Source organism: Arthrobacter sp. NPDC057013 (assembly GCF_042674585.1).
In the GTDB taxonomy this organism is placed as follows: domain Bacteria; phylum Actinomycetota; class Actinomycetes; order Actinomycetales; family Micrococcaceae; genus Arthrobacter.
In genome coordinates, this window is sequence record NZ_JBHUSE010000001.1 from 381,355 (window position 1) to 406,463 (window position 25,109).

26 protein-coding genes are annotated in these 25,109 nt (G+C 66.3%); 6 read left to right on the top strand and 20 right to left on the bottom strand.

What is annotated here, in order from left to right; all coding sequences use genetic code 11:
• Positions 1 to 186 precede the first annotated feature (186 nt).
• A complete protein-coding gene (locus ACFTSA_RS01785; protein ID WP_377949086.1) occupies positions 187 to 474 on the top strand; it encodes a hypothetical protein in 288 nt (95 codons plus the stop codon).
• 24 nt (positions 475 to 498) lie between these two features.
• On the opposite strand, the gene ACFTSA_RS01790 is transcribed toward ACFTSA_RS01785, so the two are convergent.
• Together ACFTSA_RS01790 and ACFTSA_RS01795 are read right to left on the bottom strand one after the other, a co-directional pair.
• Positions 499 to 1,191, bottom strand: coding sequence for a potassium channel family protein (locus tag ACFTSA_RS01790; protein WP_377949088.1), 693 nt, complete (start codon positions 1,189 to 1,191; stop codon positions 499 to 501).
• Positions 1,184 to 2,644 carry a TrkH family potassium uptake protein gene (locus ACFTSA_RS01795; RefSeq protein WP_377949091.1) on the bottom strand — a complete coding sequence of 487 codons (1,461 nt, stop codon included), beginning with the start codon at positions 2,642 to 2,644 and terminating at the stop codon, positions 1,184 to 1,186. Before ACFTSA_RS01795 ends, ACFTSA_RS01790 begins: the two co-directional genes overlap by 8 nt.
• 406 nt (positions 2,645 to 3,050) lie before the next feature.
• On the opposite strand from ACFTSA_RS01795, the gene ACFTSA_RS01800 reads away from it, so the two are divergent.
• Together ACFTSA_RS01800 and ACFTSA_RS01805 are read left to right on the top strand one after the other, a co-directional pair.
• A complete protein-coding gene (locus ACFTSA_RS01800) occupies positions 3,051 to 5,030 on the top strand; it encodes an amino acid transporter (RefSeq protein ID WP_377949094.1) in 1,980 nt (659 codons plus the stop codon).
• Between the two features lie 371 nt (positions 5,031 to 5,401).
• Positions 5,402 to 6,241 (top strand): phosphatidylinositol-specific phospholipase C/glycerophosphodiester phosphodiesterase family protein, encoded by an 840-nt coding sequence (locus ACFTSA_RS01805; RefSeq protein WP_377949096.1) that lies wholly within the window; start codon positions 5,402 to 5,404, stop codon positions 6,239 to 6,241.
• Positions 6,242 to 6,282: 41 nt separating this feature from the next.
• On the opposite strand, the gene ACFTSA_RS01810 is transcribed toward ACFTSA_RS01805, so the two are convergent.
• The 8 genes from ACFTSA_RS01810 to glgX all read right to left on the bottom strand — a co-directional run bounded on the left by ACFTSA_RS01810 (position 6,283) and on the right by glgX (position 13,989).
• Positions 6,283 to 6,642: a hypothetical protein gene (locus ACFTSA_RS01810; RefSeq protein ID WP_377949099.1), complete on the bottom strand. Its 360-nt coding sequence runs from the start codon at positions 6,640 to 6,642 to the stop codon at positions 6,283 to 6,285.
• A 735-nt stretch (positions 6,643 to 7,377) separates the two neighbouring features.
• Positions 7,378 to 7,917: a signal peptidase I gene (locus ACFTSA_RS01815; protein WP_377949102.1), complete on the bottom strand. Its 540-nt coding sequence runs from the start codon at positions 7,915 to 7,917 to the stop codon at positions 7,378 to 7,380.
• A gap of 14 nt (positions 7,918 to 7,931) precedes the next feature.
• A complete protein-coding gene (locus ACFTSA_RS01820; protein ID WP_377949104.1) occupies positions 7,932 to 8,555 on the bottom strand; it encodes a SipW-dependent-type signal peptide-containing protein in 624 nt (207 codons plus the stop codon).
• A 1-nt stretch (position 8,556) separates the two neighbouring features.
• A complete protein-coding gene (locus ACFTSA_RS01825; RefSeq protein WP_377949107.1) occupies positions 8,557 to 9,207 on the bottom strand; it encodes a SipW-dependent-type signal peptide-containing protein in 651 nt (216 codons plus the stop codon).
• Between the two features lie 274 nt (positions 9,208 to 9,481).
• Positions 9,482 to 10,144 carry a class F sortase gene (locus tag ACFTSA_RS01830; protein WP_377949110.1) on the bottom strand — a complete coding sequence of 221 codons (663 nt, stop codon included), beginning with the start codon at positions 10,142 to 10,144 and terminating at the stop codon, positions 9,482 to 9,484.
• A 3-nt stretch (positions 10,145 to 10,147) separates the two neighbouring features.
• Positions 10,148 to 11,053 carry a hypothetical protein gene (locus tag ACFTSA_RS01835; RefSeq protein ID WP_377949111.1) on the bottom strand — a complete coding sequence of 302 codons (906 nt, stop codon included), beginning with the start codon at positions 11,051 to 11,053 and terminating at the stop codon, positions 10,148 to 10,150.
• A gap of 231 nt (positions 11,054 to 11,284) precedes the next feature.
• Positions 11,285 to 11,563, bottom strand: a complete 279-nt coding sequence (locus ACFTSA_RS01840) for a hypothetical protein (protein WP_377949113.1) — start codon at positions 11,561 to 11,563, stop codon at positions 11,285 to 11,287.
• 260 nt (positions 11,564 to 11,823) lie between these two features.
• Positions 11,824 to 13,989: a glycogen debranching protein GlgX gene (glgX, locus tag ACFTSA_RS01845; protein ID WP_377949116.1), complete on the bottom strand. Its 2,166-nt coding sequence runs from the start codon at positions 13,987 to 13,989 to the stop codon at positions 11,824 to 11,826.
• A 213-nt stretch (positions 13,990 to 14,202) separates the two neighbouring features.
• Between glgX and ACFTSA_RS01850 the strand changes: the two genes are divergently transcribed.
• The gene (locus ACFTSA_RS01850) at positions 14,203 to 15,420 is read left to right on the top strand and encodes an MFS transporter (protein WP_377949118.1); all 1,218 of its coding nucleotides are present in this window, start codon (positions 14,203 to 14,205) and stop codon (positions 15,418 to 15,420) included.
• A gap of 26 nt (positions 15,421 to 15,446) precedes the next feature.
• Here ACFTSA_RS01850 and ACFTSA_RS01855 read toward each other — a convergent pair whose 3' ends face one another.
• From ACFTSA_RS01855 to ACFTSA_RS01890, 8 genes are all read right to left on the bottom strand, one after another.
• Complete coding sequence (locus tag ACFTSA_RS01855; RefSeq protein WP_377949120.1) at positions 15,447 to 16,127, bottom strand: hypothetical protein; 681 nt, start codon at positions 16,125 to 16,127, stop codon at positions 15,447 to 15,449.
• Between the two features lie 366 nt (positions 16,128 to 16,493).
• On the bottom strand, positions 16,494 to 17,054 hold the full coding sequence (locus tag ACFTSA_RS01860) for a hypothetical protein (RefSeq protein WP_377949121.1): 561 nt from the start codon (positions 17,052 to 17,054) through the stop codon (positions 16,494 to 16,496).
• The gene (locus ACFTSA_RS01865) at positions 17,051 to 17,374 is read right to left on the bottom strand and encodes a hypothetical protein (RefSeq protein WP_377949123.1); all 324 of its coding nucleotides are present in this window, start codon (positions 17,372 to 17,374) and stop codon (positions 17,051 to 17,053) included. The genes ACFTSA_RS01860 and ACFTSA_RS01865 overlap by 4 nt, the downstream gene beginning before the upstream one ends.
• 441 nt (positions 17,375 to 17,815) lie before the next feature.
• A complete protein-coding gene (locus ACFTSA_RS01870) occupies positions 17,816 to 18,925 on the bottom strand; it encodes a serine hydrolase (protein WP_377949126.1) in 1,110 nt (369 codons plus the stop codon).
• A 194-nt stretch (positions 18,926 to 19,119) separates the two neighbouring features.
• The gene (locus ACFTSA_RS01875; protein ID WP_377949128.1) at positions 19,120 to 20,391 is read right to left on the bottom strand and encodes an aminotransferase class I/II-fold pyridoxal phosphate-dependent enzyme; all 1,272 of its coding nucleotides are present in this window, start codon (positions 20,389 to 20,391) and stop codon (positions 19,120 to 19,122) included.
• On the bottom strand, positions 20,388 to 21,245 hold the full coding sequence (locus tag ACFTSA_RS01880) for a class I SAM-dependent methyltransferase (protein ID WP_377949130.1): 858 nt from the start codon (positions 21,243 to 21,245) through the stop codon (positions 20,388 to 20,390). Before ACFTSA_RS01880 ends, ACFTSA_RS01875 begins: the two co-directional genes overlap by 4 nt.
• A gap of 144 nt (positions 21,246 to 21,389) precedes the next feature.
• Positions 21,390 to 22,325: a D-glucuronyl C5-epimerase family protein gene (locus ACFTSA_RS01885; protein ID WP_377949133.1), complete on the bottom strand. Its 936-nt coding sequence runs from the start codon at positions 22,323 to 22,325 to the stop codon at positions 21,390 to 21,392.
• 130 nt (positions 22,326 to 22,455) lie between these two features.
• Positions 22,456 to 23,412, bottom strand: a complete 957-nt coding sequence (locus ACFTSA_RS01890; RefSeq protein WP_377949135.1) for a phosphatase PAP2 family protein — start codon at positions 23,410 to 23,412, stop codon at positions 22,456 to 22,458.
• Between the two features lie 128 nt (positions 23,413 to 23,540).
• On the opposite strand from ACFTSA_RS01890, the gene ACFTSA_RS01895 reads away from it, so the two are divergent.
• Positions 23,541 to 23,744: a hypothetical protein gene (locus ACFTSA_RS01895; RefSeq protein ID WP_377949138.1), complete on the top strand. Its 204-nt coding sequence runs from the start codon at positions 23,541 to 23,543 to the stop codon at positions 23,742 to 23,744.
• 51 nt (positions 23,745 to 23,795) lie between these two features.
• The gene (locus ACFTSA_RS01900; RefSeq protein ID WP_377949140.1) at positions 23,796 to 24,191 is read left to right on the top strand and encodes a hypothetical protein; all 396 of its coding nucleotides are present in this window, start codon (positions 23,796 to 23,798) and stop codon (positions 24,189 to 24,191) included.
• A gap of 130 nt (positions 24,192 to 24,321) precedes the next feature.
• Here ACFTSA_RS01900 and ACFTSA_RS01905 read toward each other — a convergent pair whose 3' ends face one another.
• Both ACFTSA_RS01905 and ACFTSA_RS01910 read right to left on the bottom strand, forming a co-directional pair.
• Positions 24,322 to 24,639 carry a hypothetical protein gene (locus ACFTSA_RS01905; protein ID WP_377949143.1) on the bottom strand — a complete coding sequence of 106 codons (318 nt, stop codon included), beginning with the start codon at positions 24,637 to 24,639 and terminating at the stop codon, positions 24,322 to 24,324.
• 55 nt (positions 24,640 to 24,694) lie between these two features.
• Positions 24,695 to 25,108: a hypothetical protein gene (locus tag ACFTSA_RS01910; protein WP_377949146.1), complete on the bottom strand. Its 414-nt coding sequence runs from the start codon at positions 25,106 to 25,108 to the stop codon at positions 24,695 to 24,697.
• Between the last annotated feature and the right edge of the window lies 1 nt (position 25,109).

The window sequence follows — 25,109 nt, forward strand, 5'->3', positions numbered from 1 at the left end:
CACAGTAAACACCGGCCCGAAACGTCACCGAAAACATCTTGGGGCAGGCTGGTCCCATCAACATTTCGACGGAGGGGACCGGCTGTGAACGACGATGTGACGCTTGAAGTACAGTCCAGTGCCGAGTTGGCCATAGGTGACCAGGTCGAGGCCTGGCACCGCGGAAGACTGGCGCACCAGGGAACCGTGAGCAGTACCATCCAGGACATCGACCTGTTCTGGATCATCGACGCCCGGACCGGCACCCGCCGGCTGCTGGATCTTGAGCAGCTCAGCGTGCGGCGGGTGCCGGCCGGAAAGGCGGCATCCGCCGTCGGGCTCTCCGGGGGTGCCGGGCAAGCTCCGGGTGGCGGGCAACTGAAGTCCGACGGCGGGAAGCCGGCTAACGCCCTCGGCACGCCTGCCGTCCGGAGGCGGCGGCCGGTCCGAAGCCTGAGCCAGGTGGTCTTTATCGAGGCGCCTGCCACACGGTAAGCGGCCCCACCAGGGCCAAAAGACTTACGGCATGTTGCTGAACCGCTCCGCCTGGATCTTGCTGCCCTGCACGATGATCTGGTCGTCGTCGTACAGGACGGTCTGCGCCGTGGTGTGGCCCCAGATGCCGCCGGGGCGCTTGACCGCCACGATGGTGATGCCGTATTTGTCGCGCAGGCCCAGCACCCCGAGCGGGCGGTCGCGGGCCTCGGCAGGCGGGCTGGTGCGGATCATCACAAAGTCGTCCTCGAACTCGACGTAGTCCAGCAGCGAGCCCCGGACCAGGTGGGCCACGCGCTTGCCCATGTCGTGCTCGGGGCGGATCACGTGGTCCACGCCGAGCTGGTTGAGGATCTCGGCGTGCGGTTCGCTGATGGCCTTCGCCCAGATCTGCGGCTTCTTGAACATGAGCAGCCGCGAGGTGGTGAGGATGCTCGCCTCGATGTCGCTGCCGATGCCCACCACGGCCCGGTCGAACTCGTGGACGGAGAGCTGGCGCAGCACCTCCTCCTTGGTGGAGTCGGCACGGACCACGTGGGTGAGCCGGCCGTTGTAGGACTGGACGGTGTCCTCGCTGGAGTCGATGCCCAGCACCTCGGTGCCCTGTGCCTCGAGCTCCAGCGCCAGCGACCCGCCGAAGCGGCCCAGCCCGATGACCACCACTGTGTCAGCCTGCGCCCCGGAATCGGATGAACGGGAGAAGAGGTTCTTAGCCAATGAGGGGCCTTTCCTTCGGGTATTCGTAGAGAAGCGGGTGTTCGCGGAGCGCCAGCGCGGCACCGAGAGTCACCGGGCCGAGGCGGCCGATGAACATCAGTAGGATCAGGACCACCTGGCCGGCCGGCGGCATGGCGGCCGTGATGCCGGTGGACAGCCCCACCGTGGCGAACGCGGAGATCACCTCAAACAGGATCCGCTCCTGGCCGAAGTCGGTGATGATCATGAGGAACATCGTGGAGCCCACCACCAGACCGATGGCCAGCAGCACCACGGTGATGGCCTGCCGGTGCACGGCGCGGGAGAGGCGCTTGCCGAAGATGTTCACGGCCGTGCCGCCCTGCAGCTCGGTCAGCAGGATGAAGAACAGCACGCTGAAGGTGGTGATCTTCAGGCCGCCCGCGGTGCCGGCCGGGCCGCCGCCGATGAACATCAGGATGTCCATGCCCAGCCAGGACACCTCGTGCATGTGCCCAATGTCGATGCTGTTAAAACCGGCCGTGCGGGTGATGACTGACTGGAAGAATCCGGCCAGGATGCGTTCGCCCGGCTTGAGCGCCCCGAGGGTGGCCGGGTTGGACCATTCGACGGCGGTGAGGAAGACGGTGCCTGCGGCCAGGAGAACGGCCGTGCCCACCAGGACCAGCTTGGTGTTCATGCTCCAGTGGATGGGCCGCTGGTACTGCCGGCGCAGTTCGAACAGCACCGGGAAGCCGAGGCCGCCGATGATCACCGCGGCCGCGATGGGCAGGCAGATCCAGGGGTCGCCCGCGAAGCCGATGAGGTTGTCCGTGTGCAGCGCGAACCCGGCATTATTAAAGGAGGACACCGAGTGGAAGATGCCGTGCCACAGTGCCCGGCCGGGCTCGTAGCCGTAGCCCGCCACGAGCCTGGCCGCCAGGATCCCGGCGAGCACAATCTCCACGGTGAGGCTGATGGCCAGTACGCCGAGCAGCACGCGCCGCACGTCGCCGAAGCCGGTGCTCTTGATTTCCGCGGCCGCCGAGAGCCGTGAGCGCAGGCCCAGCCTCCGGGCCATGAGCACCCCCAGCAGGGTGCCGAAGGACATGACCCCGAACCCGCCGACCTGGATCAGGCTCATGATCACCACCTTGCCGAAGCCGCTCCAGTACACCGGAGTGTCCACGGTGATCAGCCCGGTGACGCACACCGACGACGTGGACGTGAAGAGGGCGTCGAGGAAGGGTGCGCCGCCGGGACCGTTCCGTGCGGCGGGCAGCATGAGCAGCCCCGTGCCGACGGCGACGGCGGCGGCGAACCCGAGCACGATCACCTGCGCCGGGTGCTGGGGTGCGAAGACGTTGAGGATGCGCGGGAAGACCCTGGAGCCGCCGGGCCAGAGGCCGCTCTTGGCATTCGGAAGGGGCTCATTGCCGGGAGGGCGGGCGTTCCTGCCCGCAGGCCGGGCCTTCGGGTCAGGAACGTCGCGCATACGCGTCACGCTACCACCGCGGAATTCCCGGGGACCGGTGTGAAGGGCGAGGCGTTAAGAAAGCGTTAAGATCCCCGGTTTTGGCGCTTTTCGGATTCCGGCCGGTGCTAGGCTCCCGTGGTCATCAGCAAACTGCCCATGTGAATCGAAGGACCCCGTGGCCACCTCACGCACGCAAGGCCGTGTCCTGCCATGCTGACCCAAAGTGCCCCGTTGCTGTGGCTGATCCTAGGGATCGGCGTAACCGGCTACATGATCTACCGGCTCATCAGAGCAACGAAGTAGCCCCCGCCGTCGGACGACTCTCCCGCTGTCCGGCGGCGGGTATGCCGCTCCCGGCCCGCCCTCCCGCCGCCCTCCAGCGGCCCGACGGCGGACCTTCCCCGAAAATCCAGAAAGACACTCCATGACCGCACCAGCCCAATACTCCGTTCCGGCCAGCGTGCCCAACCCAGAGCGGGAGAACGGCCCCGGCGGCGCGTTCACGCGCTGGCTGCTGGAGCACAAGGTGCACCAGCCGGTGGGTCCGGAGTCCGCGGAGGGCTCGGGACACGAGCAGAGCTGGTGGAAGGTCATGTGCCTGACCGGCGTGGACTACTTCTCCACGCTGTCCTACCTCCCCGGCATCGCCGCGCTCGCAGCGGGGGCGCTGTCGCCGCTGGCCACGCTGCTGATCGTGGCCCTGACGCTGCTGGGCATGCTGCCGATGTACCGGCGGGTGGCGCAGGAGAGCCCGCACGGACAGGGGTCGGTGGCCATGCTTGAGAACCTGCTGCCGTTCTGGCGCGGCAAGGTGTTCGTGCTGGTGCTGCTCGGGTTCGTGGCGACGTCGTGGATCATCACCATCACGCTGTCCGCCGCCGACGCCACGGTGCACATGCTGGAGAACCCGTACCTGCCGCCGTTCCTGGAAGGCCAGGCGGTGCCCATCACCGTGGTGATGCTGCTGATCCTGGGCGGGGTGTTCCTGCTGGGCTTCTCTGAGGCGGTGGCCGTGGCCATTCCGCTGGTGGCCGTCTTTCTGCTGCTGAACGCCGTCATCATCGGCACCGGAATTTACGACGCCGTCACCCAGCCGGGTGCCGTCGCCGCCTGGATGGCACAACTCGGCTCTTTTGGCGGCATCGGGAACGTCGCCGGACCCGCGATCCTGGCCTTCCCGCTGCTGGTGCTGGGCCTTTCCGGCTTCGAGACGGGCGTCAGCATGATGCCCCTGGTCAAGGCTTCCGGTGCGACGCCGGAAGAGAAGCTGCGGAACCGGATCCGCAACACCCGGAAGCTCCTCACGACGGCTGCCGTGGTGATGAGCGTGTACCTGATCGGCAGCAGCTTCGTGACCACCGTGCTGATCCCGGCCGAGGCGTTCCAGGAGGGCGGACCGGCGAACGGCCGTGCGCTCGCATACCTGGCGCACGAGCGGCTGGGCAACGGCTTCGGCTCCGTCTACGACATCAGCAGCATCCTGATCCTGTGGTTCGCCGGCGCCTCCGCCATGGCCGGGCTCATTAACATCGTGCCCCGGTACCTGCCCTCCTACGGCATGGCGCCGGACTGGTCCCGGGCGGTGCGGCCCGTGGTCCTCGTGTACACGGCCATCAGCATCCTCATCACCCTCGGCTTCAAGGCCGACGTCAACGCCCAGGCCGGCGCCTACGCCACCGGGATCCTGTTCATGATGGTCTCCGGCGCGGTGGCCGTGAGCATTTCCGCGGCGCGCAAAAAGCAGCGCGGGGCCGCCGTCGGCTTCACCGTCCTGACCCTCGTGCTGCTCTACGCGCTGGTGGAGAACGTGATCGAGAAGCCCGACGGCCTTGCGATCTCCGGGTTCTTCATCCTGGGCATCGTCGTGGTGTCGCTGGTGTCCCGTGTTTCGCGCACCACCGAGCTGCGGGTGGACCGGATCGAGTTCGACGAGGCCGCGCGCCGCTTCGTGACGGACACGATTGACTACGACGGCCGGATCAACATCATTGCCAACCGCCCGCAGGCCAGGGACGCCAAGGAGTACGCGGAGAAGGAGAAGGCGCAGCGGGAGAACAACCCGGTGCCCGGCACGGCCGACGTGATGTTCCTGGAGATCGACGTTACGGACCCGTCGGGCTTCAGCGACGTGCTCACGGTGCGCGGCGTGGAAGTGGACGGGCACCGCGTCCTTCGCGCGACCAGCCCGGCCGCGCCCAACGCCATCGCCGCGATCCTGCTGGCCCTGCAGGCCGCCACCGGAGTCAAGCCGCACGCATACTTCGAGTGGGCCGAGGGCAACCCGCTGGCCCACCTGATGCGGTACCTGCTCCTGGGCCGCGGCGACACCGCCCCCGTGGTCCGCGAGATCATCCGAGAAAACGAGCCCGACCCCGCCCGCCGCCCCGGCATCCACGTAGGCTAGCGTATTAGCGCGCCGGGACCGCCCTCCCGCTGGTCGAGCCTGCCGGGATCAGACCCTCCCGACGCTCTATCACTTCCTGCCGCTTTCCCCCGACGCTCCATCACTTCCTGCGGCTTTCCCCTCGACGCTCTATCACTTCCTGCCGGTTTCCCCTCGACGCGTCCTCACCGCTGATCGAGCGTGTCGAGATCAGGGTCCCCGCTGGGTTTCGACAAGCTCACCAGCGGCTCGTGACATGTCCTGTTCACCGCGGTGTCAGGCGGCGGTGGGGAAGTGTTAGCCGCCTGCGGGCAGGGTGGTGGGGCGCGCCGTCGGACTTTCCCAATCCGGGAAGCGGCGGCCGCGTCCCAACCGCACTGAAGGAGAACCCTGTGCTGCTCAAAAGCACCGTCACTGCCCTCGTCACCCTAACGGCGCTCGCCGGAATCGCCGCCCCGTCCACCGCGGCGCCGGATGCCGCCGTCGTACTGGGAAAGCCGCATGCCGCAGCGCACGCGCACAACGACTACGAACACGAACGCCCGCTGCTGGATGCGCTGGAACACGGGTTCACGAGTGTGGAGGCGGACGTCTGGCTGGTGGATGGCGAGCTGCGCGTGGCGCACGACCTCGCGGATGCGCGCGCCGGCGTCACCCTCGAAAGCCTCTACCTGGACCCGCTGGACAAGCTCGTGCGTCAGCAGGGCCACAGCGTTTACCCGGGTTGGGACGGCAGCCTGCAGCTGCTCATCGATATTAAGAGCGACGGCGAACCCACCTACGCGGCCGTCGAAAAGGAACTGGCGGAGCACCCAGCGCTGTTGACGCGGTACGCCAACGGCAAGGTTTCGACCGGGCCGGTCACCGCCGTCATCAGCGGCAACCGCCCGCTGGCGACGATGCAGGCTGCGGATAAGAGGTTCGGCTTCTATGACGGACGCTCGGCAGATCTGGCTTCCGGGATGCCTGCTTCACTGATGCCGCTGGTCAGTGACAACTGGACCAAGCTGTTTACATGGCAGGGTGTCGGGCCGATGCCGGAGGCCGAGCGCGCCAGGCTGCGTACGTTCGTGGAAACGGCCCACGTGAAGGGGTACCGCGTGCGGTTCTGGGCGACGCCGGACCAGCCGGGGCCGGCACGCGATGCCATGTGGACCGAGCTGCTCAATGCCGGCGTCGACCACATCAACACGGACGACCTCCCCGCACTGGACGGTTTTCTGAGCAAGTAGCTCGTCTTTTCCGGCCGTGTCCGGAGATGGGGGCCGGGAGCTTACTGCTCCCGGCCTTCGCCGTCGACGCCCCGCCGTTCGGTAGCCTTCCTGGCCAGCCTCACAGCGGTGGCGCTCATCTCGTCCGAAAGGCGAACGACGTCGTGCATTCCGCCCAGCCTGTGGTCCCTGCTGAAGGCGGTGATGGCTGTTCCCCAATCCGTGGCGCCGAGAAAGAGATGGACCGGCACCCTGCGTTTCATGTGCGGGGCCGCGTCGCGGTGCCACCAGTCCTCGGCGTGCCACTCCTTGCCGAGCTGGACCCAGACAGTCTTGCCGACGACGCGCGCCTCGGTGCCGGGCTGTTGAAATAGCCGGACCAGAGCCTCCTGGCCTGGGTGGGAGACAATCCTGTCTCCCAAGACTCTTCGTTCATGAACCGGGTTACGGCGGTGCTGCGCATGATGCCCAGGGGGAGAGGGGCAGGCTGGTTCAGAACGGCGCCGTTCGTCCAGAGGACCACAAGGAGAGCGCCGCCTCCGTACAGGAAAATGTTGGGAACCAGATGGAGCGGGAGATTCCCCGGCCTGTCGAAGAGGACCTGGAGCAGGAGCCAAACGGCGAAGAATGTGAGACCAGCCCAGAACCTGCGACGGCGCGAGTCCAGAAAGAGCAATGCCTTCTGTTTGACGGTGAGGGGCTCGCCGTCCGGTTCGTTGGTACTCGTCATATGCTGCAGCTCGTTCCGACAAGGAGGATGCTGCTGATGGAGCCGGTCGTGCTGGCTGTCCAACCGCCTAGTTCCACGGCACTTAGCTCAACCGTGCTGTCCCCCAGAGCCAAAAGGTCTGCTACCACGGTCAGTGATGTTGCGTTTGCATCTTCGGAATACGGTCCGCCGACGATTCTTCCCCCTCGGCTCAGCGTCCAGGAGTACTTCTCCCTTTTCAGACCACCGGCTGGTGTCGTCCAAGTGAACTTGAAGCCTAGCCCGTCCCTGGCACAGCCTAACCATGTTGGCCGCATGACCGTCCCGGCCTGGAACGTTCCCTTCGCTTGCTGCGGCACGGTCCATGCCGCCGTCGTCGGTTCCGGGGGAGCCGCCACCAGGGCCGTCGCCAAGGTAAGCAGTCCGACGACGGCGATCCGCTGCCGCTTCACGTTGCCGCTTCCTGGTGCTCGCTTTCCTTCCGACGACGGCCGGGCTCATCCCGTGGCCAGAAAGCCCTCGTCACGACGACGGCCATCACGATAGTAAGGCCGCCCAGCACCAGCGGGTTATTGGCGGCATTGACGGTGTAGGCGAGCTCCGGCGCAGACCACAGTACGATCCGCACCGTCCGGACTTCGTAAGGCAAGGGATCGTCGGTTGGGTTGGCGTCCCCGCGCATCGTGATTTTGGCCGCGCCGCCTTCGGCCGGCGAAATGGATGTGACGCGGTGCGTCACGGGCAGCGCAGACGCCCGGTCTATCGTGACGACGTCACCCACGCGCGCTTCAGACGCCGGGATTCTCTTGACGACGGCGAGTGAACCAGCCGGGATGGTCGGGCTCATGGAGCCGGTCTTGAACATGATCAGCGTGATCTGGAAGAAGAACGCAAGGATCACCAGGATGATGCAGAGGCTGCCCCCGAGCGCTGCGATGTTCAGGAGGGTGTTACCGAACCGGCTCCCTGCGCTGGCCTTTTGGTTCACGATTCCCCTCCTCCCTAATTCGATGTTCCGGTGAACAGCCACGTCACCGTAGCCGACTTGCCTTGGAAGCTGTTGTCCGCGCCTGTCTTGATCCGCATGTCGAAGCAGTAGCGCACTGGGCTGTTGCCGGCAGCTGTGATCGGCGAGCTCACTGGCGGAGCCCCCACGGCGGACGCCGGCAAATAAGCCGACGCCGACCCGGCGATAAACAAAGGCGTGCCGGAAAACGCACTGGCGTCACACGTCGTCGCAGCAGATGTCAGCACGGCCCGGTACTCAAGCTGAGGCGACAGGTCACCGACCGGCGTCGAGCTCGTCAGCACAACTGTTCCACCGACTGTTGATGCCGCGGTCGTGCGGACATTGAGCCATGAGTAGCCGGACGCGCCAGGCGACAACCCCGTTGCGTTCACCGTGAGTGAAGCGTCCGCCGCTGAGGTGCTGTCGCGCCAGTCCGTGGTCTGGGTGCTGGACTCAAGACGGAAAGTGCTGGCGGTGAATGCGCCCGCCGCGTACTCGGAGTCTGTCCATGACGCCAGCGTCACGCTGGCGCCCACGCCAAGGACGAGGGCACCAGCGAGGACGGCGCGCACCCGGGTGAAAGTGCGGCTGCGCATGCGGGCTGCGGCTTGGCTCACGCTAAGAGACTAGGGCTGCTGCGAATTCCCAGGTTGCAACGAGAGTAGTGTCCTGTTTCAAGTTGTTGCTGGCGGTCATTTGAATGCACAGAAATACCGGTGTCCCCGGATCCGTACCGATATTCGTCGACCTATTGAGCGTGAAGGCCGAAGCCTTGCTATCGCCAAACGCGGTATTCGGGCCAACGACGGTCGACTGGCCTGGCGTTGTAGCGTTGCAGGCCGCAGCAGAAGTGACTTTCACAATGCCGTACGAGAACTCATTTGTGCTGGTTCCTGTCAGCGTTGCGGATGATGAAACCGAGACGGTGGCGTCGTAGTCGGTGTCCTTGTCGAGGCGGAGCACGTAAGGCATCGCAACCTTGGCTCCAGGCGTCAAAGACGGGAAATCTCCTTGCGCAACCAATGTCGCAGGGGCCGTCTCAGGGTGGTCATCAAAGGATGAATCCGAACCGTCGACGCTACCTTCAATGTCAAAGTGGCCGCTTCCAAAGATTCCCGTCGCGAATTCGGAGTCATTCCAGGCGGCGAGTGTGACTGCTGCACCGATGCCAAGAACAAGCCCGCCGGCCAGAATTGCTTTTGCCTTCCGTCGCTTCGATTTGTCGGCAGCGGGCTGAGCGGTGGCAGGTGTGATTTCGGTTGTGGACATAGTTCCCCCAGGAAAGTTTTTTGTCGGATTTTTGCAACCGAATTAATAGTGTCATGTGGCTCCTACTTGCATGCCCTATCCGGCCCAGCATTGCCGCAGGATTCGATCAATATTGAATCAAGGCTGCTTTGCCGGTGCGGACGCGTCGGGGACAAGCGACGAAAGCTGAGGAAGGGTACGCCAAAATGCGACGCAAGCTGAGGGAGCGTCGGGCGTTAACGGTACGAAATGAGCGAGTGTCCTGCCAAAGGCGATAGAAGCTGAGAGGGCGCCGCTAAGGGGCAGGGGAGGCCGTCACCACCACGTTCTTGCCCCACGGGTCCTCGGTGTAGCAGCTGATCAGGACCACGCGGTTGGGCACGACGTTCCAGAGGTCACTGTCCTTGAGCGTGTTCTTGTCGTGGGTCGTCACCGAATCCACCACGTACTTCAGCGCCCCCTTCGCCGTGGTGACGGTGACCGCCTTGCCCACGAGCGACTCGTCGCTGAGCCGGTTGAACGGGGCATCCCGGCCGTCCCAGCTGTGCCCCACAATGTACGTCGTATTGCCCGAGCCCGCACCCGGCATGCCGTAGCTCGTCAGCCAGTACGCGTCGAGGGTCAGCGGCGGCACGAGCGATGCCGACGCCAGCTCGTCCGCACTCGGCGTCAGCGGCAGGATCCCCACGTCCAGGCCCGCAGCCGCGATTGACACCGCCGTCGGCGCCGCCGCCAGCGGCCGCACCGCCTTGCGGGCAACGGGGGTGGCACCCTGGGAACGCACGGCTGAAGCGACGGCTGAAGGTACGACGGCGGTGCTGCCGCCGCCGCTCGGGGGAACAGCGTTCGACGGCACCAGGAAAAGCGCGGCCGCCAAACCCGCCGTGGCAACCGCGGGCACGGCGAGCCAGCGCCGGCGGATCGGCCGGCGCTGGCCGGTCGTGGCCTCCGGTTCCACTGCCTACCGCCGGCCACGCTCCAGGCGGCGCATCCTCATGGCAACCGCCGCGGGCACGGCGATACCCGCCGTCAGGAGCCCGGCGAGGAGCGCAAGCCCGGGGTGAACCCCCGGCTCGGCCTTTGCCGCGGTCTGCACGTTGAGCCCCCTGTTCGTGGCGGCCAACGGGGTGCCGCCCACGGCGGGAAGCGCGTCGACCGCATTGGCGATGGCCGGCGTCGTGCTTCCCGGGGCGGCAGTCTCCGGGCCAGCCACAGGTCCGGTCACCGGCGGCGTAACCGGATCAACACCGGGGGAGTCCGGGTTGCAGGCCGCCAGGAAGGCCTCGAAGAGGCCCGCGAGGTCGGCGGCGGAAGCTTCATCGAGGGAGACGGCGGCCAGCGCGTCGTCAAACTCGGCCACCGCGGCGTTGAAGGCGTCGCGGGCAGCGATGATCTCCGGCGTGTTGACGGCTGCCTCGTGCGCCGCGGTCAGGTCCGTCACGGTCTGCCGGGCTTCTTCCTCGGCCGCCTCGGCTGCTTCCGTGGCGTCCTGGGCAGCACTGATGGCGGCCGGATCACCGGAATCCTCGGCTTCTTCCTCGGCCGCTTCGGCTGCGTCGGTCGCCGCGATGGCGTCGTCCAGTGCTGCCTGTGCAGTCGCGAGCTCGGCGGCGGGGACTGCCCCTGCCGCTTCGACCATCGCGAGATACCCCGCCTCGGCGTCCGCCGCGACTGCGGCCTTGGACTCGAGATCGGCAACTGTGGTTTCAGTGATGCCCGCGGCTGAGAGGGCGGCCTCGAACTGGGTTGAAGCCTGCACGCAGGCAGCGTCGCCCGGTGCTGCGGCGGCCATCGGGACTCCAATGAAGAGCCCGCCCGCGAACACGGCTGCTGACGAACCGGCGGCGAGCCATTTGGATGCGGTCATGTGTGTGTCCCCCAAACACGAAGTGGCCGCCGGGACAGCCCCGGCGGTTCAGCGCGCGGCAGAACGGCTCATGGCTGTTGCGCCGAAAAGTCCGGCTGGACCAGTCAGAGGAGAAACGCTCGTACTGCTAATCATCCGGAGTACGACGGCGAGACCCCAGTTTTACCTGAATGCCACCCGGAAGATTGCTGTGAAAGTAAAAATACCCAGCGATGCCGGCCGTGGCAAACGTCACCGGCCCGCGACGGTGGTTGGGCCGCCGGCCGAGCCGTCACCTGTGTCGGCGGCCGGCCGCCGGACCACGTACAGAGCCAGCGGATCAAGGAGTTTCCGGGTCCCGGTACGTGGCTCGAGAATCCAGAACATCCCCAGGGCGGGCACGGTTTCCGTCACCGTTCCCACATAGTAAAGCTGCCCGTTGTAGCTGGCCTCAATCATGTCGCCGGGGGCGAGCGTGCGGCAATCGATGATGCGGCCGGCTGCGCTGCCGGTTGCGGTTGAATCCTGCATGCCGGGCTCCATCCTGGCGCCGTCGGCGCTTTGGTCATGTGGCGCCGTCGGCGCTCTTCTCAGGATGGGGCTGCCACATTGCCGGGTGGTTTCCGCCGGGTGATTTCCGCGTGACCTGGTGACACGCCGGCCTGTTGGGCGGCAGGTGGTGAGAGAGGGTTGGGGGAATGGCGGCAGGTGGTGAGAGAGGGTTGGGGGAAAGGCGGCAGGTGGTGAGAGAGGGTTGGGGGAAAGGTTGCAGGGAGTGAGCGGGCGTTGGGTTAGGCCGGGCCGGGGGACTGCAGGCCTGGGGCGACGGAGAGGTTGGGTTCAGGCTGGCTGAGGTCGCGGGCGCGGAGCACTGCCATTGATTTGGCGGCCACCTTCAGCACCGACCCGGCGTCGATCGGCCCGCGCTCCACGCCGGTCCCGGCCGTGTTGATCACCATGTCCCAGGCCTCGGCGAACTCACCTGCCGGGAGCGTGAACTTGATGTCGTCGTCGTGCGCGTTGAAGTACAGCAGGAAGTTCACGTCCGTGATGCGGCGGCCGCGGTCGTCCCGCCCCTGGATGCCGTCGCCGTTGAGGAACACGCCGATGGTCCGGCCGAAGCCGCGTCCCCAGTCCTCGGGGAGCATTTCCATGCCGTCCTCGTTCAGCCACACGATGTCGGGCAGCTTCTCGCCCTTGCCGCGGCGCACCGGGCGGCCGTCGAAGAACGTGCTGCGGCGGAACGTCGGGTGCTTGGCGCGCAGCCGGTTCACCGCGGCGGTGAAGTCCATCAGCGGCATGTCGATGGCGTCCCAGTTGACCCAGCTGAGCTTGGAATCCTGGCAGTAGACGTTGTTGTTGCCCTGCTGCGTCCGGCCGAGCTCGTCGCCGTGCAGGATCATCGGCACCCCCTGCGAGAGCAGCATCGTGGCGATGAAGTTCCGCTGCTGCCTTGCCCGCAGCGCCAGCACCTTCGGATCCGCCGTCGGACCCTCGACGCCGCAGTTCCACGAGCGGTTATGCGATTCGCCGTCGCGGTTGCCCTCGCCGTTGGCCTCGTTGTGCTTCTCGTTGTAGGAGACCAGGTCCCGCAGCGTGAAGCCGTCGTGCGCCGTGACAAAGTTGATCGAGGCCACCGGCCGCCGCCCCGACCGCTCGTACAGGTCGGCGGAGCCGGTCAGCCGGGACGCGAACTCGCCCAGCGTGGCAGGCTCGCCGCGCCAGAAATCGCGGACCGTGTCGCGGTACTTCCCGTTCCACTCCGTCCACTGCGGCGGGAAGTTGCCCACCTGGTAGCCGCCGGGCCCGACGTCCCACGGCTCCGCGATCAGCTTCACCTGCGACACGATCGGGTCCTGCTGCACCAGTTCAAAGAACGTGGAGAGCCGGTCGACGTCGTAAAACTCCCTGGCCAACGCGGCGGCGAGGTCAAAGCGGAACCCGTCCACGTGCATCTCGGTGACCCAGTAGCGCAGCGAGTCCATGAGCAGTTGCAGGGAGTGCGGCTGGCGGACGTTCAGGGTGTTGCCGGTGCCCGTGTAGTCCATGTAGTACTGCTTGTCGTCCTCCAGCAGGCGGTAGTACGCAGCGTTGTCGATCCCCTTGAAGCTCATGGTGGGTCCGAGGTGGTTGCCTTCTGCGGTGTGGTTATAGACGACGTCGAGGATCACCTCGATCCCCGCACGGTGCAGCGAACGGACCATCGCCTTGAAGTCCTGCACCTGCTGGCCCATCTGGCCGATCGAGCTGTAGGTGTTCTGCGGCGCAAAGAAGCCGATGGTGTTGTAGCCCCAGTAATTGCTCAGGCCCTTCTCCTGCAGCGTCCCGTCGTTGACGAACTGGTGCACCGGCATCAGCTCTATGGCTGTGATCCCCAGCCGCTGCAGGTGCGCGATGACGGCGGGATGGGCGACGCCGGCAAAGGTACCCCGCTGCTCCTTGGGCACCTCCGGGTGCAGTTCGGTGAGCCCCTTGACGTGCGCCTCGTAGATGACCGAACGGTGGTAGGGGACCCGGGGCGGCCGGTCCCCGGCCCAGTCGAAGAACGGGTTGATCACCACGCCCAGCATGGTGTGGGGCGCCGAATCCTGGTTGTTGCGGGAGGAGGGATCGCCGAAGTTGTAGGAGAACATCGCCTGGTGCCAGTGCACCTGCCCGGCGATGGCCTTGGCGTACGGGTCCAGGAGGAGCTTGTTGGGGTTGCAGCGCTGGCCCTTGGCGGGGTCGTACGGCCCGTGGACCCGGTAGCCGTACTTCTGCCCGGGCTGGATCTGGGGCAGGTAGCAGTGCCAGACATACCCGTCGGCCTCGAGGAGCTCCACGCGCGTTTCGGTGCCGTCGTCGGCTATCAAACACAGCTCGACGGCGGTGGCCGCCTCGCTGAACAATGCGAAGTTCGTCCCCATCCCGTCAAAGGTCGCACCCAGTGGATACGCGCTGCCCGGCCAGACTTCCATGATCACTCCTGCGTCTGTTCAATTTTTCCGAACCATACCTGATGTCCGGTTGGGGTCCGCGCGCCTCGCCCTGACTCAAGGCTAAGCATACTTATCAATTTCGCCAAGGTCTGGTTGAAACCGTGACCTTGTAAATCAAATTGTTTGTGATTCTGGCCTCGCGCGGCCAGGGTTTCCGCTGGGCTGATCCTGCCCGCGCCTAGGATGAAGGGGATGACTCCGCCCGACAGCCCGCCGCCCTTCAGCCTCCGCGGTATTGCTGTTCCGGCCTTCGGCCCGGCCCTGCTGTTCAGCATTGGCCAGGGTGCAATATTCCCTGTGGCGGCGCTGTCCGCCGTCCAGCTGGGCGCTTCGGTTGCCGTGGCCGCTTTGATCGTCACCCTGATCGGCCTCGGTTCGTGGTTCTTCAACCTGCCGGCCTCGGTGATCACGCTGAAGTTCGGCGAACGCTGGTCCATTGTGGGCGCGGCCGCCGCCGGGGCGGTGGCCCTGCTGGCCGCGGGCGTGTCGCTGGTGATTGGCAACGGGCTCTGGCTGCTCGCGCTGGCAATGGCCGTCGTCGGGATGGCCGCGGCTGTCTTCAGCCTGGCCCGGCAGAAGTACCTCACCGAGGCGGTGCCGGTGGAGTTCCGCGCCCGCGCCCTGTCTACGCTGGGCGGCGTGAGCCGCATCGGCGTGTTCATTGGGCCGTTCATCGGCGCCGCGGCCATCGCTTTCGTCGGTATCAGCGGCGCTTACTGGGTGGGCGTTGCCGGCATGGCCGCCTCCGCCGTGCTCGCCGTCACCGTTCCCGACCTGGTGTCGGTGGACGGCTCCGATCCCCATGACACGAGGCCCGAGCCCACCCTGCGCGGCGTGGCCGTCTCGCACGCGGGCATTTTTCTGACGGCCGGAATCGGCGTCCTGCTGCTCAGCGCCCTGCGCGCCTCCCGCCAGGTGGTGATCCCGCTGTGGGCCGACCACCTGGGGCTCGACCCCACGCACGCTTCGCTGGTGTACGGGCTCTCCGGCGCGATTGACATGCTGGTCTTCTACCCGGCCGGCAAGGTGATGGACCGGCGCGGGCGGCAGTGGGTGGCCATACCCTCCACGCTGATCATGGGCGTCGCGCTAGTGCTGATCCCGCTCACCGCGGGGTTCACCAGCCTGCTGCTCGTGGCCCTGCTGATCGGCTTCGGCAACGGAATCAGCTCTGGCCTGGTGATGACGCTGGGCGCCGACTTCTCGCCCGGCCGTGGCCGCGGGCAGTTTCTGGGCCTCTGGCGGTTCATGGCCGACGCCGGCTCCACCGGCGGTCCCGTGCTGCTCTCCGCGGTGACGGCGGTGGCCTCCCTCGGTGCCGGCGTGACGGCCACAGGCGTATTGGGGTTCGCGGCGGCAGGTGTGTTCGCCGTCGTGCTTCCCAGGCTCAGGCACCGCCGCAACTACTGATGGGCGGGAGCGCCGTTGGGCCCTGGTTACATCCCGGCCCAGCGGCGGAGGGTGCTGTTCACCAAGCCGATCAGAACGGCCGTCCACCAGCACGCCTGCGAGATGCTCAGCGCGATCAGCAGACGCGTGCGCAGCCGGCGGCCCAGTTCGCTGAAGCTTGTTTCGCGGGGGAGAGCGAACATCTTGTGCATGGCCGGGCCGATGCTCAGGCCGTTCAACATCAGGATGAGCACACAGCTGAGCTTCACGGCGGTCACCGGGTTGGTGATGTCTGGATGAATGAGCGCGCCCGATGCCAGCAGAAGCGCGAGCCCGCCCCAAATCAGCGGCTTTGTTGCGCGTTCAAGCTTGGGAGATGCGTGCATGTGCACTTTGCCCATGAGCCACAGCAGGCCCAGCCAGTCGACAACAAGGATGGTGCCGAAGGCCAGCACGAGGGCGAGGATGTGGCCGGCAAGTCCGATGCAGTGCAGTACCGGACCGAACTCCACGAAGTGCCCCACCAGCAGGGACGCGAGCCAGCCTGCGGTGCAGAGGATGCCCAGCAGGATCAGCCGGACCGTCTGCTTGCGGGGGGTTGCCCTCCTCAGCGCGGCGCGGTTGCGGCGGGCGGGAGCGGCAGGGCGGTGGGGCTGGTACCTGGGTACGGAACTGGTGCCGGTTCGGGTTTCAGGGTGGGTCAAGGTGGTGCGGGTGTCGGCGTACATAATGCCGGCCTTTCATCACTGTTGCGCTCCCCTGAATGGTGCCGGGAGCTGGGCTGACCGGGAGTTCCGGACAGCAGGAATTGCTGGTTTCGGGCGGGGGATTTATTTAGGAGCCGGGAGCGGCTGGCGCGCTGCGGTGCAGGGCGCAGGCTCCTGGAGTTTGCGGCTCCAGGCGGAGTTTCGGTCGACCTAAATGAATACGATACAGGTTGATTTACGCATAAGGCAAAGAAAGAGTTATCTTTTCGTTGCCGTGTCGAGCCATATTCGGCTCGGGAGTCGTGTACTGGGACCAGCGCAGACGGGCCTCCCGCGTGAGTACAGAAGGCCCGCTTGGAGGGTCTTCAGCCCGGCCTCAACAGCGCCCTAATCGTCCGAGCCGTGTCCGCCGCTGTCCCCGCCAGGTTCGGACGCGTTGCGTTGTTTTCCCTTGTCAGTGCCCGGTTCCGATGCTGGGCCAAGGCCGCCTTTGTCGTCGCCAGGCTGGACGGATACGACGGCGGGGCTGGCGTTGGTCTGTGAAGCTGCAGTGCCGTCGGGCTGGGACCCGGCAGGTCCGGCGTCGGGTTGGAAAGCGGTGGTGCCGGCTGGCTGGGACTTGGCGGGTCCGGCGTCGGACTTTTTTGTAACACTGCCGGCTTTGCGTCCGCCCTTGTGGTTCTCGGACTCAGGTTTGCCGACAGTCTTCGCGGGCGGAGGAGGAGTGCTGCCGCCGCCAACGTTGGGCGTGACGTTCGGCACCGCTGTCGCGCTGATGGCGGCGGCCGGGGCCGGAGAATTGCCGGTGTTGCTCGGCAAAAGAATCCTGTTCGCATTGCCGGTGCCCGCCGGTGTGGTGTTCAGAACATGCGTGTTGACGGCGAGGGCGGCGGATCCGGTCACCAGAATCCCGGCCAGCGACAGCGCGAGGGCCGCTCTGGTTTTCATGGACGTCCTCCATCCTGGATTTCGTGCAAATGCGCCAGCATGGCCTGTTCGGGGTGTCCGGGATGTTCGGAGATGTGCCTGAGCAGCGAAAGCCGGGTCGTCGAGTCCAGGTCTTCGTCGCCGAGGATTTCGCCGATGAGCCGCATCAGTTGGCGTTGCAGTATTCCTCCTTGGGGAGGCCGCTGGGCTGGCCGGTGGCCGACCCGGGGCTGGTCAGGAACTGCTGCGGGGCCGCCGGCTGCGTGCCGGGCAGGCAGCCTCTCCGGGGTGGGGGACTGCCAATGGCTGTCACCGCTCGAGTACGGGTCCGGGCTCATCATCGTATTTCCCTTCCACCTGCGCCGCCCCGCGGGCCCTTCCGGCATGCGCTGAGACCGGCGGCGTTGCCGGCAAATCCCGTGTGAAGGGGAATGCCGTCTGCCGGTATTGTTCCGCTCCTGCATGGTGGATTTACTGGTGAACCTTGGAGTCCTGAGGAAACAAGGTCCCCCCAGCCGGAAGGCGCGCCAGCAGCGCGCGGCGGTCCGCGGCCGCTGGCGGGTTGGGGGTCTGCGCTCCCCAAGGTTAAACGGGATTCTCCTAGGAACGGCTGGCACGATCCTTCCATCTGGTTCGACGCCACAGCCGCGAGTGGTCGTTTAGCCAGCTGGCCGGCCCGGCATTGCACCCCCCTGACATGCCGGGCCGGCAACCCCAAACTCCTGGCCGGCAGCCACCCGGCGCCGTACGTCAGAACGGTCTTATGTCAGAACAGCCTGACGTCAGAACAGCCTTGCCACAACCGCCTGGGTGAGTTGCCGGATGATGGTGGTCTGCACCGGAATATCCGCGGCGCTGGCACCCAGCGAGTACACCACGAAGGCGTACGCGCGCTGACCCTGGACAAGGATGCTCGCGTCGTGCAGGTTTCCGTTGAGCAGCCCGTACTTATGGAAAACGGTGATGCCCTGCGGCACCGCAGCGGGGATCAGGGTCTCGTAGTTGGTGTTCTGCATGTAGGACAGCAGCTCGGCGGCGTGCGCCGGGCTGAGCAGCCGGCCCGTGTAGAGCAGCGTCAGAATCAGGGCCGTCTCTGCCGGGGACAGCGTGTTGAAGGTCCTGTCGTACGCAATGCCGAGCGACGCCGCGTAGTCTTGGATCCCCTGGCGGCCGATGGCCCCGAGGATCAGGGCCCAGGACGTGTTGTTGCTCTGCTGGATCATCTGCCGGATCTGGAAGGCGGCGGTCTGGCCGCCCATCGGCGCCGCCAGGGACAGGACGCCCACCTCGGCCAAATGGTAGTACGCGGCCGCGGCAAGGATCTTGCCGGTGCTCGCCGCCACGAACTTCTCCCGGACGCTGTACTGGCGGAGAACGCCGTCGGACATGTCAACGAGGGCCACCCCCAGCTGGTACCGGCTGTTGACCGCAATGATCGCGTTGAGCTGTTCCTCGAGCGTTGCGTCGGCGGGCGCCGCCGGCGGCGCCGGTTGCGGTGCCGGTGCCGCCTTTGGTTTTGGCACGGCCGGTGCCGGGGTGGGGCGGACGACGGCGGTGCGCGGGGAAGGTGCCGCCCGTTTGGTGGCCGTCGACTTGGGTTTCGGAGGTTTCGCGGGGCTGGGGACCGGCGTCGTCGCTCGTTGGACTGGCTTGGTTGCCTGCGGCGCCGGTGTCTTGGAGCGGGAGGGTGCCGCCGCCGGGACGGCCCGTGATGGCACCGGTGACGGCGCCACGGCTGACGCGTAAGCAGTGGTTGCGGTCAGTACCATCGCGGCGCAGATGATCAGGAGCCGGCCGCGCGGGGCTGCAGGCCAGGAAACTGTCCCGATGGTTGCTGCTTTGCCAAGCCGGTGGCGGCTGCGGGCTCGATGCCGGCCGGGGCCCCTGCTCATTGCCGGGACCTCATGAGCCGGTCCTCATAGCCCGGACCGGAAATGTGTAGCGACTGCCACTCGCCTCACCCCACCTCGCCTGCCGCCTTCCTTAGAGGCGGCATACGGCCACGCTGGCACACGCAGGTTGGGAAAAGGTGGGGCTCTGGCCGGGAAACAGTTGACCTAGGCCACCAATATGGCGGGTGGCCGGGTCAGGGCAGTTTTCGGGGGTTCGCGGGAACGATGGGGATCAGGCCCGTGGGGAGCCTGATTTCGGCGTCCTCCGGGCGGTCCTGTCCGGCACGTTCGATGGCCGCCCGGAAGTGGGGCAGGCTGCGCTCCACCATGTCCTCGCTGGCCGTGAGGGAAATCCGGAAGAACCCGGGTGTCTCGAACAGGACGCCCGGAAGCACAAATACGTCCTCCTGGCCGAGCGCCTCGGTGAACGCCTCGTCGTCATGGATGGGGGAGTCGACGAACAGGTAAAAGGTGCCTTCGGACGGCCGGAGCCGGTACCCCATGCCGCCCAGCTCCTGAACCAGGCGGTCCCGCTTTTGCTGCAGCTGGCCGACGTCGATGGTGAACGTCTCGAGCCGCGGCAGCGCGTACTGCAGCACGGCGTTGGGGTAAATCCAGCCCATGGCCAGCTGCATGGCCTCCACCGCGGCGCCGAGCTCCTTGCGGTCCGGCATGCTCGGCGGCAGCGCCAGGTACCCGATGCGCTCGCCCGGCGACAGGTGCGTCTTGCCGTAGGAGTAGGCCAGAAGCGTGTACGGATAGAACTCTGCGGGGCTGTGGAATCGGGCGCCGTCGAAGACGATCCTGTTGTACGGCTCATCGGACACCAGATAGATCCGCCGGCCTATCCGTGCCGACGCGTCGTCGAGGAGTGCGGTCAGCTGGCGGAGGAGCTCGGGCGGGTAGATCCTGCCGGTTGGGTTGTTGGGCGAATTGATGATCAGCACGCGGGTCCGCTCCGTGATGGCCGCTTCGATGGCCGCCAGATCGAGGTCGAAGGTCTCAATGTCGATCCGGACTTTGACCGGGACCAGTCCGGCCTCGACGGCAAGCGGCTCATAGAGGAACCAGGGCGGCAGGCTGTAGATGACCTCGTCGCCGGGATCCGTAACTGTCTTCAGCGCCAGGGCGATCGCGGTGAAGCCTCCGGTGGTGAGGTACAGGTCGCCGGCTTCGAACGGAACATCGAGCAGCCGGGCCAGGGAATCCGCCGCCGCCTCCCGGGCATCCACCTCGTTGGTCTTGTACGCGAACCACTGGTCGTCGTGCGGATGGAGCGCATCGCGCAGGGCGTCAACATAGGCGTCCTGAGGCATCTGGTGCGGATTGCCCAGAGTGAAGTCGCAGATGCCGGGAAGGTGCCTGCGGCGGGCATAGGTGGAATGGTTCAGGTGCTCGGAGATCCTCCGGAACGACGGGATGGACGCCACCTCAAGGGCGCGGCGCGAGGCGGGGGAGTCCGTCACAGCCCGGTTTCCTGGGGCTTGGCATTGGCCTTCGCCGTGAGCAGCAGGTACTCCCATTCCATCTGCGCGGGCGTATCGCCGTGGGCCTCGATGTACGTGCTGGCAAGTTCAGTGAGGGCTTCGTCCAGGGCCTTGGCCTTCTCGTCGTCACCTGACAGCGACTTGTACACCGAGATGGTGGGGCCGTAGTGCGACTTGAAATAGTGCAGGAAGTCTTCGGGCTGGCGGAAGCTGGTGATGGCAACTGTCCGCTTCTGCGCCCGGATCTCACTCAGCCGGCCGCCGAACAACTCACGGACATGGTCTTCGTTACCCCACAGCGGCGCCGGCTGCGCGCCGGGCGGTGGCGGGGGAGCGAAAGGGGCCATGGCGGTGAACATTTGCCCGATGAAGCCCTCCGGGGTCCAGTGCAGCAGGCCAATGGTCCCGCCCGGCCTGCAGACACGCACCATTTCGTCGGCGCTCGCCTGGTGGTGCGGGGCGAACATGGCACCGAGGCAGGACATGACGACGTCGAACTCGCCGTCCGCAAAGGGGAGATGCTCGACGTCGGCCTCCACCCACTCAAGCTCAACGCCGCGGTCGGCGGCCTGCCGCCGCCCGGCGTCGAACAACTCCGGGGTGAGGTCGCTGGCTATCACCTTGGCACCCATCATGGCCGCGGGGATGGCTGCATTGCCGGCACCCGTGCCCACGTCAAGTACGCGCTGGCGCGGTTTGATGTTGCAGGCCTCCACGAGGATGGCGCCCAGGTCCAGGAGGAGTTCGCTGGCGAGGGCAGGGTAATCGCCTTGCGCCCACATGGCCCGGTGCTTCTCCTTCAGGGCCTTGTCCGCCCCGGCTTGGTCGTTCATGTCCGCGCACCTCTGCTTTCGCAGGTCCAGTAACAGCGCACTGCTGAGTCAGTGGAGGCTGTGGTGCGACTTATTGTGGGCTTCCCGGCGGGGCTTGTAAAGGTTGCGAACCCGTGAGGTGCTGCGCGCTTGCGCGCGCCTGCGTCAGGAGTAGTCGGCCTTCAGCAGCGCCGACTGAGTAGCGAATGCCGGGTCCCCGGTCTGCCGGCCAAGGATTGCGAGCTGATTGGTGACGCCCTTGTGATAGCTCGCCGGGGCGCCCCACACGTACTGGCCGTAGGCACTCGCCGCGTACCAGGAGATGGTCCCCGGGCGGCGGTAGCTGGTGAAGTAGTCGCGGATGGTGGTGGCCGCGGTGTTGAACATCCACTGCGCCGTGGGGTTCTTGGTGAGCCGGTAGTAGTCGTAGGCGCCCCATGCGGCATAGATGTGCCCGTTGACCACGTGGGCGGGGGGAATGTTCGTGCCGACGTATTCCTCGAACCACATATAGATTTTGCTGCCCTTCAGCACCTGGTCCTGGAACCAAGGCGTGCCGTTTTTCTTGGGCACCTGATAAGAACGGAAAACGCGGTCGGCCTGTGTCTTCCAGTAGGTGTTGCCGGTGGTTTCATACAGGTTCACCAAGGTGGAGAGCATCATGCCCTGCGCCATGCCGGAGTACCAGGGGATGCCCATGTCGATCTTGTTGCCCGGCGTATGCCTGAACCTGTAGGGAAACCAGGCGGCCCCGCTGGCGTCCGAGAACGAGCCGGACAGGATGTAGCGTGTGGTGGCGTCCGCACGGCGCAGATACTCGGGGTTCTTGGTGACGCGGTACGAGGAGAGCATCTGGTTCACGAACCATGCACTGTTCACGGGGTGGTAGACCACCACGTTGTTGATCTTGATCTGCACCACGCCCTTGCTGTTCACCGTGCCCCAGGTCGTCGCAGTCAGGGGAACCACGGCTGTGCCGATGTAGGGCGAGCCTCCGGCGGTGTTGATGGCGTAGTTCGCGTTGGCGTAGGTGAGCTGCACAGGCGGCGCTGCCTGCAAAGTGACGGCAGCGGCCAGGAGCATCGCGGCAGCCGCGATCAAGGCCGTAAGAGAGCGTGAAATATCGCGGTAGCGCAAAGAAATTCCCCCAAGAGACCAGACAAGGTCCGCCAATGGTAACAAGCCGCCAGCTGGGTGGGGGAAACGACGGCGGGGAGGGAGGGAACGGGAGTCAGTCTCGGCGTCGGACGGCGTACGCGAACAGGGACGTCGTGGCCACGGTGGCCAGGTACCCGGAGATCACGATCAGCGAGATGCCCGCCCAGAAGTAGTTGGTTGTGCTGGCCTCCTGGCCGATGCCCGGGACGATCATGACCAGCGAATACACCGACACCGCAGCCGAGGCGAGCCCCAGCACCACAGGCAGCCCGATCCACAGCCGTGCCGAACCCCAGTGCCCGCCGAAGCCGTCCCAGACGTTCCACTCATGGCCGTCGTTCCGGAGAATCAGCCAGCCCGCGGGAATCATGAAGCAGCCCACCACCAAGAACGCCGCCACCACATCCGCCGGCCTGTGCCACTGGTTCACCAGCGTGGACATGCCCGAGGCGATCGCAAAGGTGCCGCCGACAAATCCGGCCAGCGGACGCCACCGCGGGGACGACATCAGGAACACGGCCGCCGCCGCGCTCGCCGCCAGAGTGGTGTGTCCGGACGGCAGCGAGTTCAGCTCGAGCGTCTCGACGCCCCGGTACGGCCGCAGCGGCAGCAGGTCCTTGAGCACCTGCGTGGCGATGTTCGCCGCGACGCATGCCGCGACGGCAATGCCCGCGGCGCGCCACCGGCGGTGAACCACCGTCACCAGAAGAACCACGACGGCGGCCATCACCAGGGAGATGGTGGGCAGCCAGTCCAGGAACCGGGTGGTCACCTTGCCGGCGGGCCCGTGAATTTGCACGGCCTCCACCAGGGCGGACTCGTCGATGAACTGCCCGGTGGTGGTGCGGACGAAGTAGTAGTAGGTGGCGGCGAGGCCCGTGGCGCAGGCGAGGGTGGCCACGGCGAAGAGGAAGCCGGTGCCCGCCGCGAGGCGCATCTTTCCGGCCGACGGCTGGCGGCGCGGCTTCTGACGGCCCTGCTGCTGGCGGCCTTGCTTCTTACGGCGGGGGTCCCTGAGCTGGAAAGTCATCGTAACAAGGGTGTCACAGTTTGCTGGGAGCCGCCTGTCCGCCCGGTGGGTGGGTCTTGTGGCCCGGCAGCCCTGGCGGCCTCGCTGGATGCTCGACTCTGCACCCCCGCGGGCACTACGTTGGGGGCATGACCGAAAACCCAGACGAGACCCGCACTGGTTCCGGCGAACCGGTCCGCGACGAATCCGCATCCCACCAAACAGCACCTGGCGAAACTGCCCGCGAGGAAACCGACCTCAGCACCAAGCTGGACCCGGATTTCATCCCGCAACAGGGCGAAACCGCGGACGCGAAGCGGGCCCGCGAGCACCCGGAGGAAACCGGCAGCTGACGCCCTGCAGCGGGGGCCAGAAGCAGGCCGGCTGGCGGCTAAAGTTGGTGCATGGGCGGTATCGCGGATGTACTTGGCCCCATCCTGGAAATGATGACGTGGGTGGGCTTCCTCCCCGGCGTGCCGTTGCTCGTGTGGGGCCTGATTATCGAACGGCGCCGCTGCGCCTGGACCAAAACCACCGGCGAGGTCTACACCGCCGGCGGCTTCACCGGCTTCCGCTGGACTGACCAGGAGAACGTCCCGCGCCAGACCCTGGTGGACTCCGACGTCGGGCGGGGCCTGGTGGCCGGGACCAAGGTGGAGCTCCACTACGACCTCTGCCACCCTTCGCGCTGGGGCCTGAAACCTCCGAAGCACGACAACATCATCCTGATCCTCGGCTGGATCCTGACCGGTGTGGGCATCGTGAGCACCGTCGGTGGCTTCGTGCTGCTGCTCTTCTGACAGGGCCGCCCGTAAGACAGGGCCGCCCGTAAGACAGGGCCGCCGGTAAAACGGGACCGGACATACGTCGGGTACCCGTGCCGCGGCGGGTACCCGGTCTGTGGGGCAGCGTGAGCTGCGTTGTTATCTTCTAGATGTGCGGATCGACGGTGGAAGCCCGGCTGTCCCGCGCCGAGCGGCCGCCGCGGCGGTTCCTGTCGCGCAGGTGGTCCAGCAGCGCCTGTTCGGGATGCCCGGGGTTCTCTGCGAGGTGGCGCAGGAGCCGGCGCCGGACGTCGGAGCGCGGATCGGCTGTGGCGAGCACGTTGTGGATGATGTCGAGGACCTGCTGGTGGAGTTCCGAGTCATCCACCATCACCGTGGTCGGCTGGCCATAGGAGGAGTCAACCGTGGAGCCCCATTGCTCCGGCGGGATGGGTTCATACAGGTCGCGGAATTCCGTGTGCATCACTGACTCCTTGTTGCGGGGGGAAACTGCTTCTTCGGATTGCCGCCGCGTGCGTTTAGTAGTCACTGGTACCGCCAGTCCAAATGATCTGGCCTGGCTCCACCAGTTCGACGCCGGAATCATCGGAGGACACGTCGGGGTCCTCGCCGGAATTGGCCGGGTCGTCGGGTGCCGGTCCGGTCTGGGCCGGTTCAGCTGGGTTCGTGGAATGGGGCGAGGAGGTGGCAGGGTTCAGCGGCGCCGATTTGAGCGCCGGTAATGAGGGTCCGGGCGTGGCTGTCGGGTTGGTGCGCGGCGACAGTCGGGTTTCAGGGAAGCCGTCGAAGTTGAGGACCGAGTCGCGGGGGTCCGGTTCACGAACAATGACGCCGGGTTCCTGACCTGTCGGCGCCCCGATAACAGCCTGCGCCCAGACGGTGATGCTGGCGAGACCCACCAGCGGAATGCTCAGCAATGACCACCTCTTCATC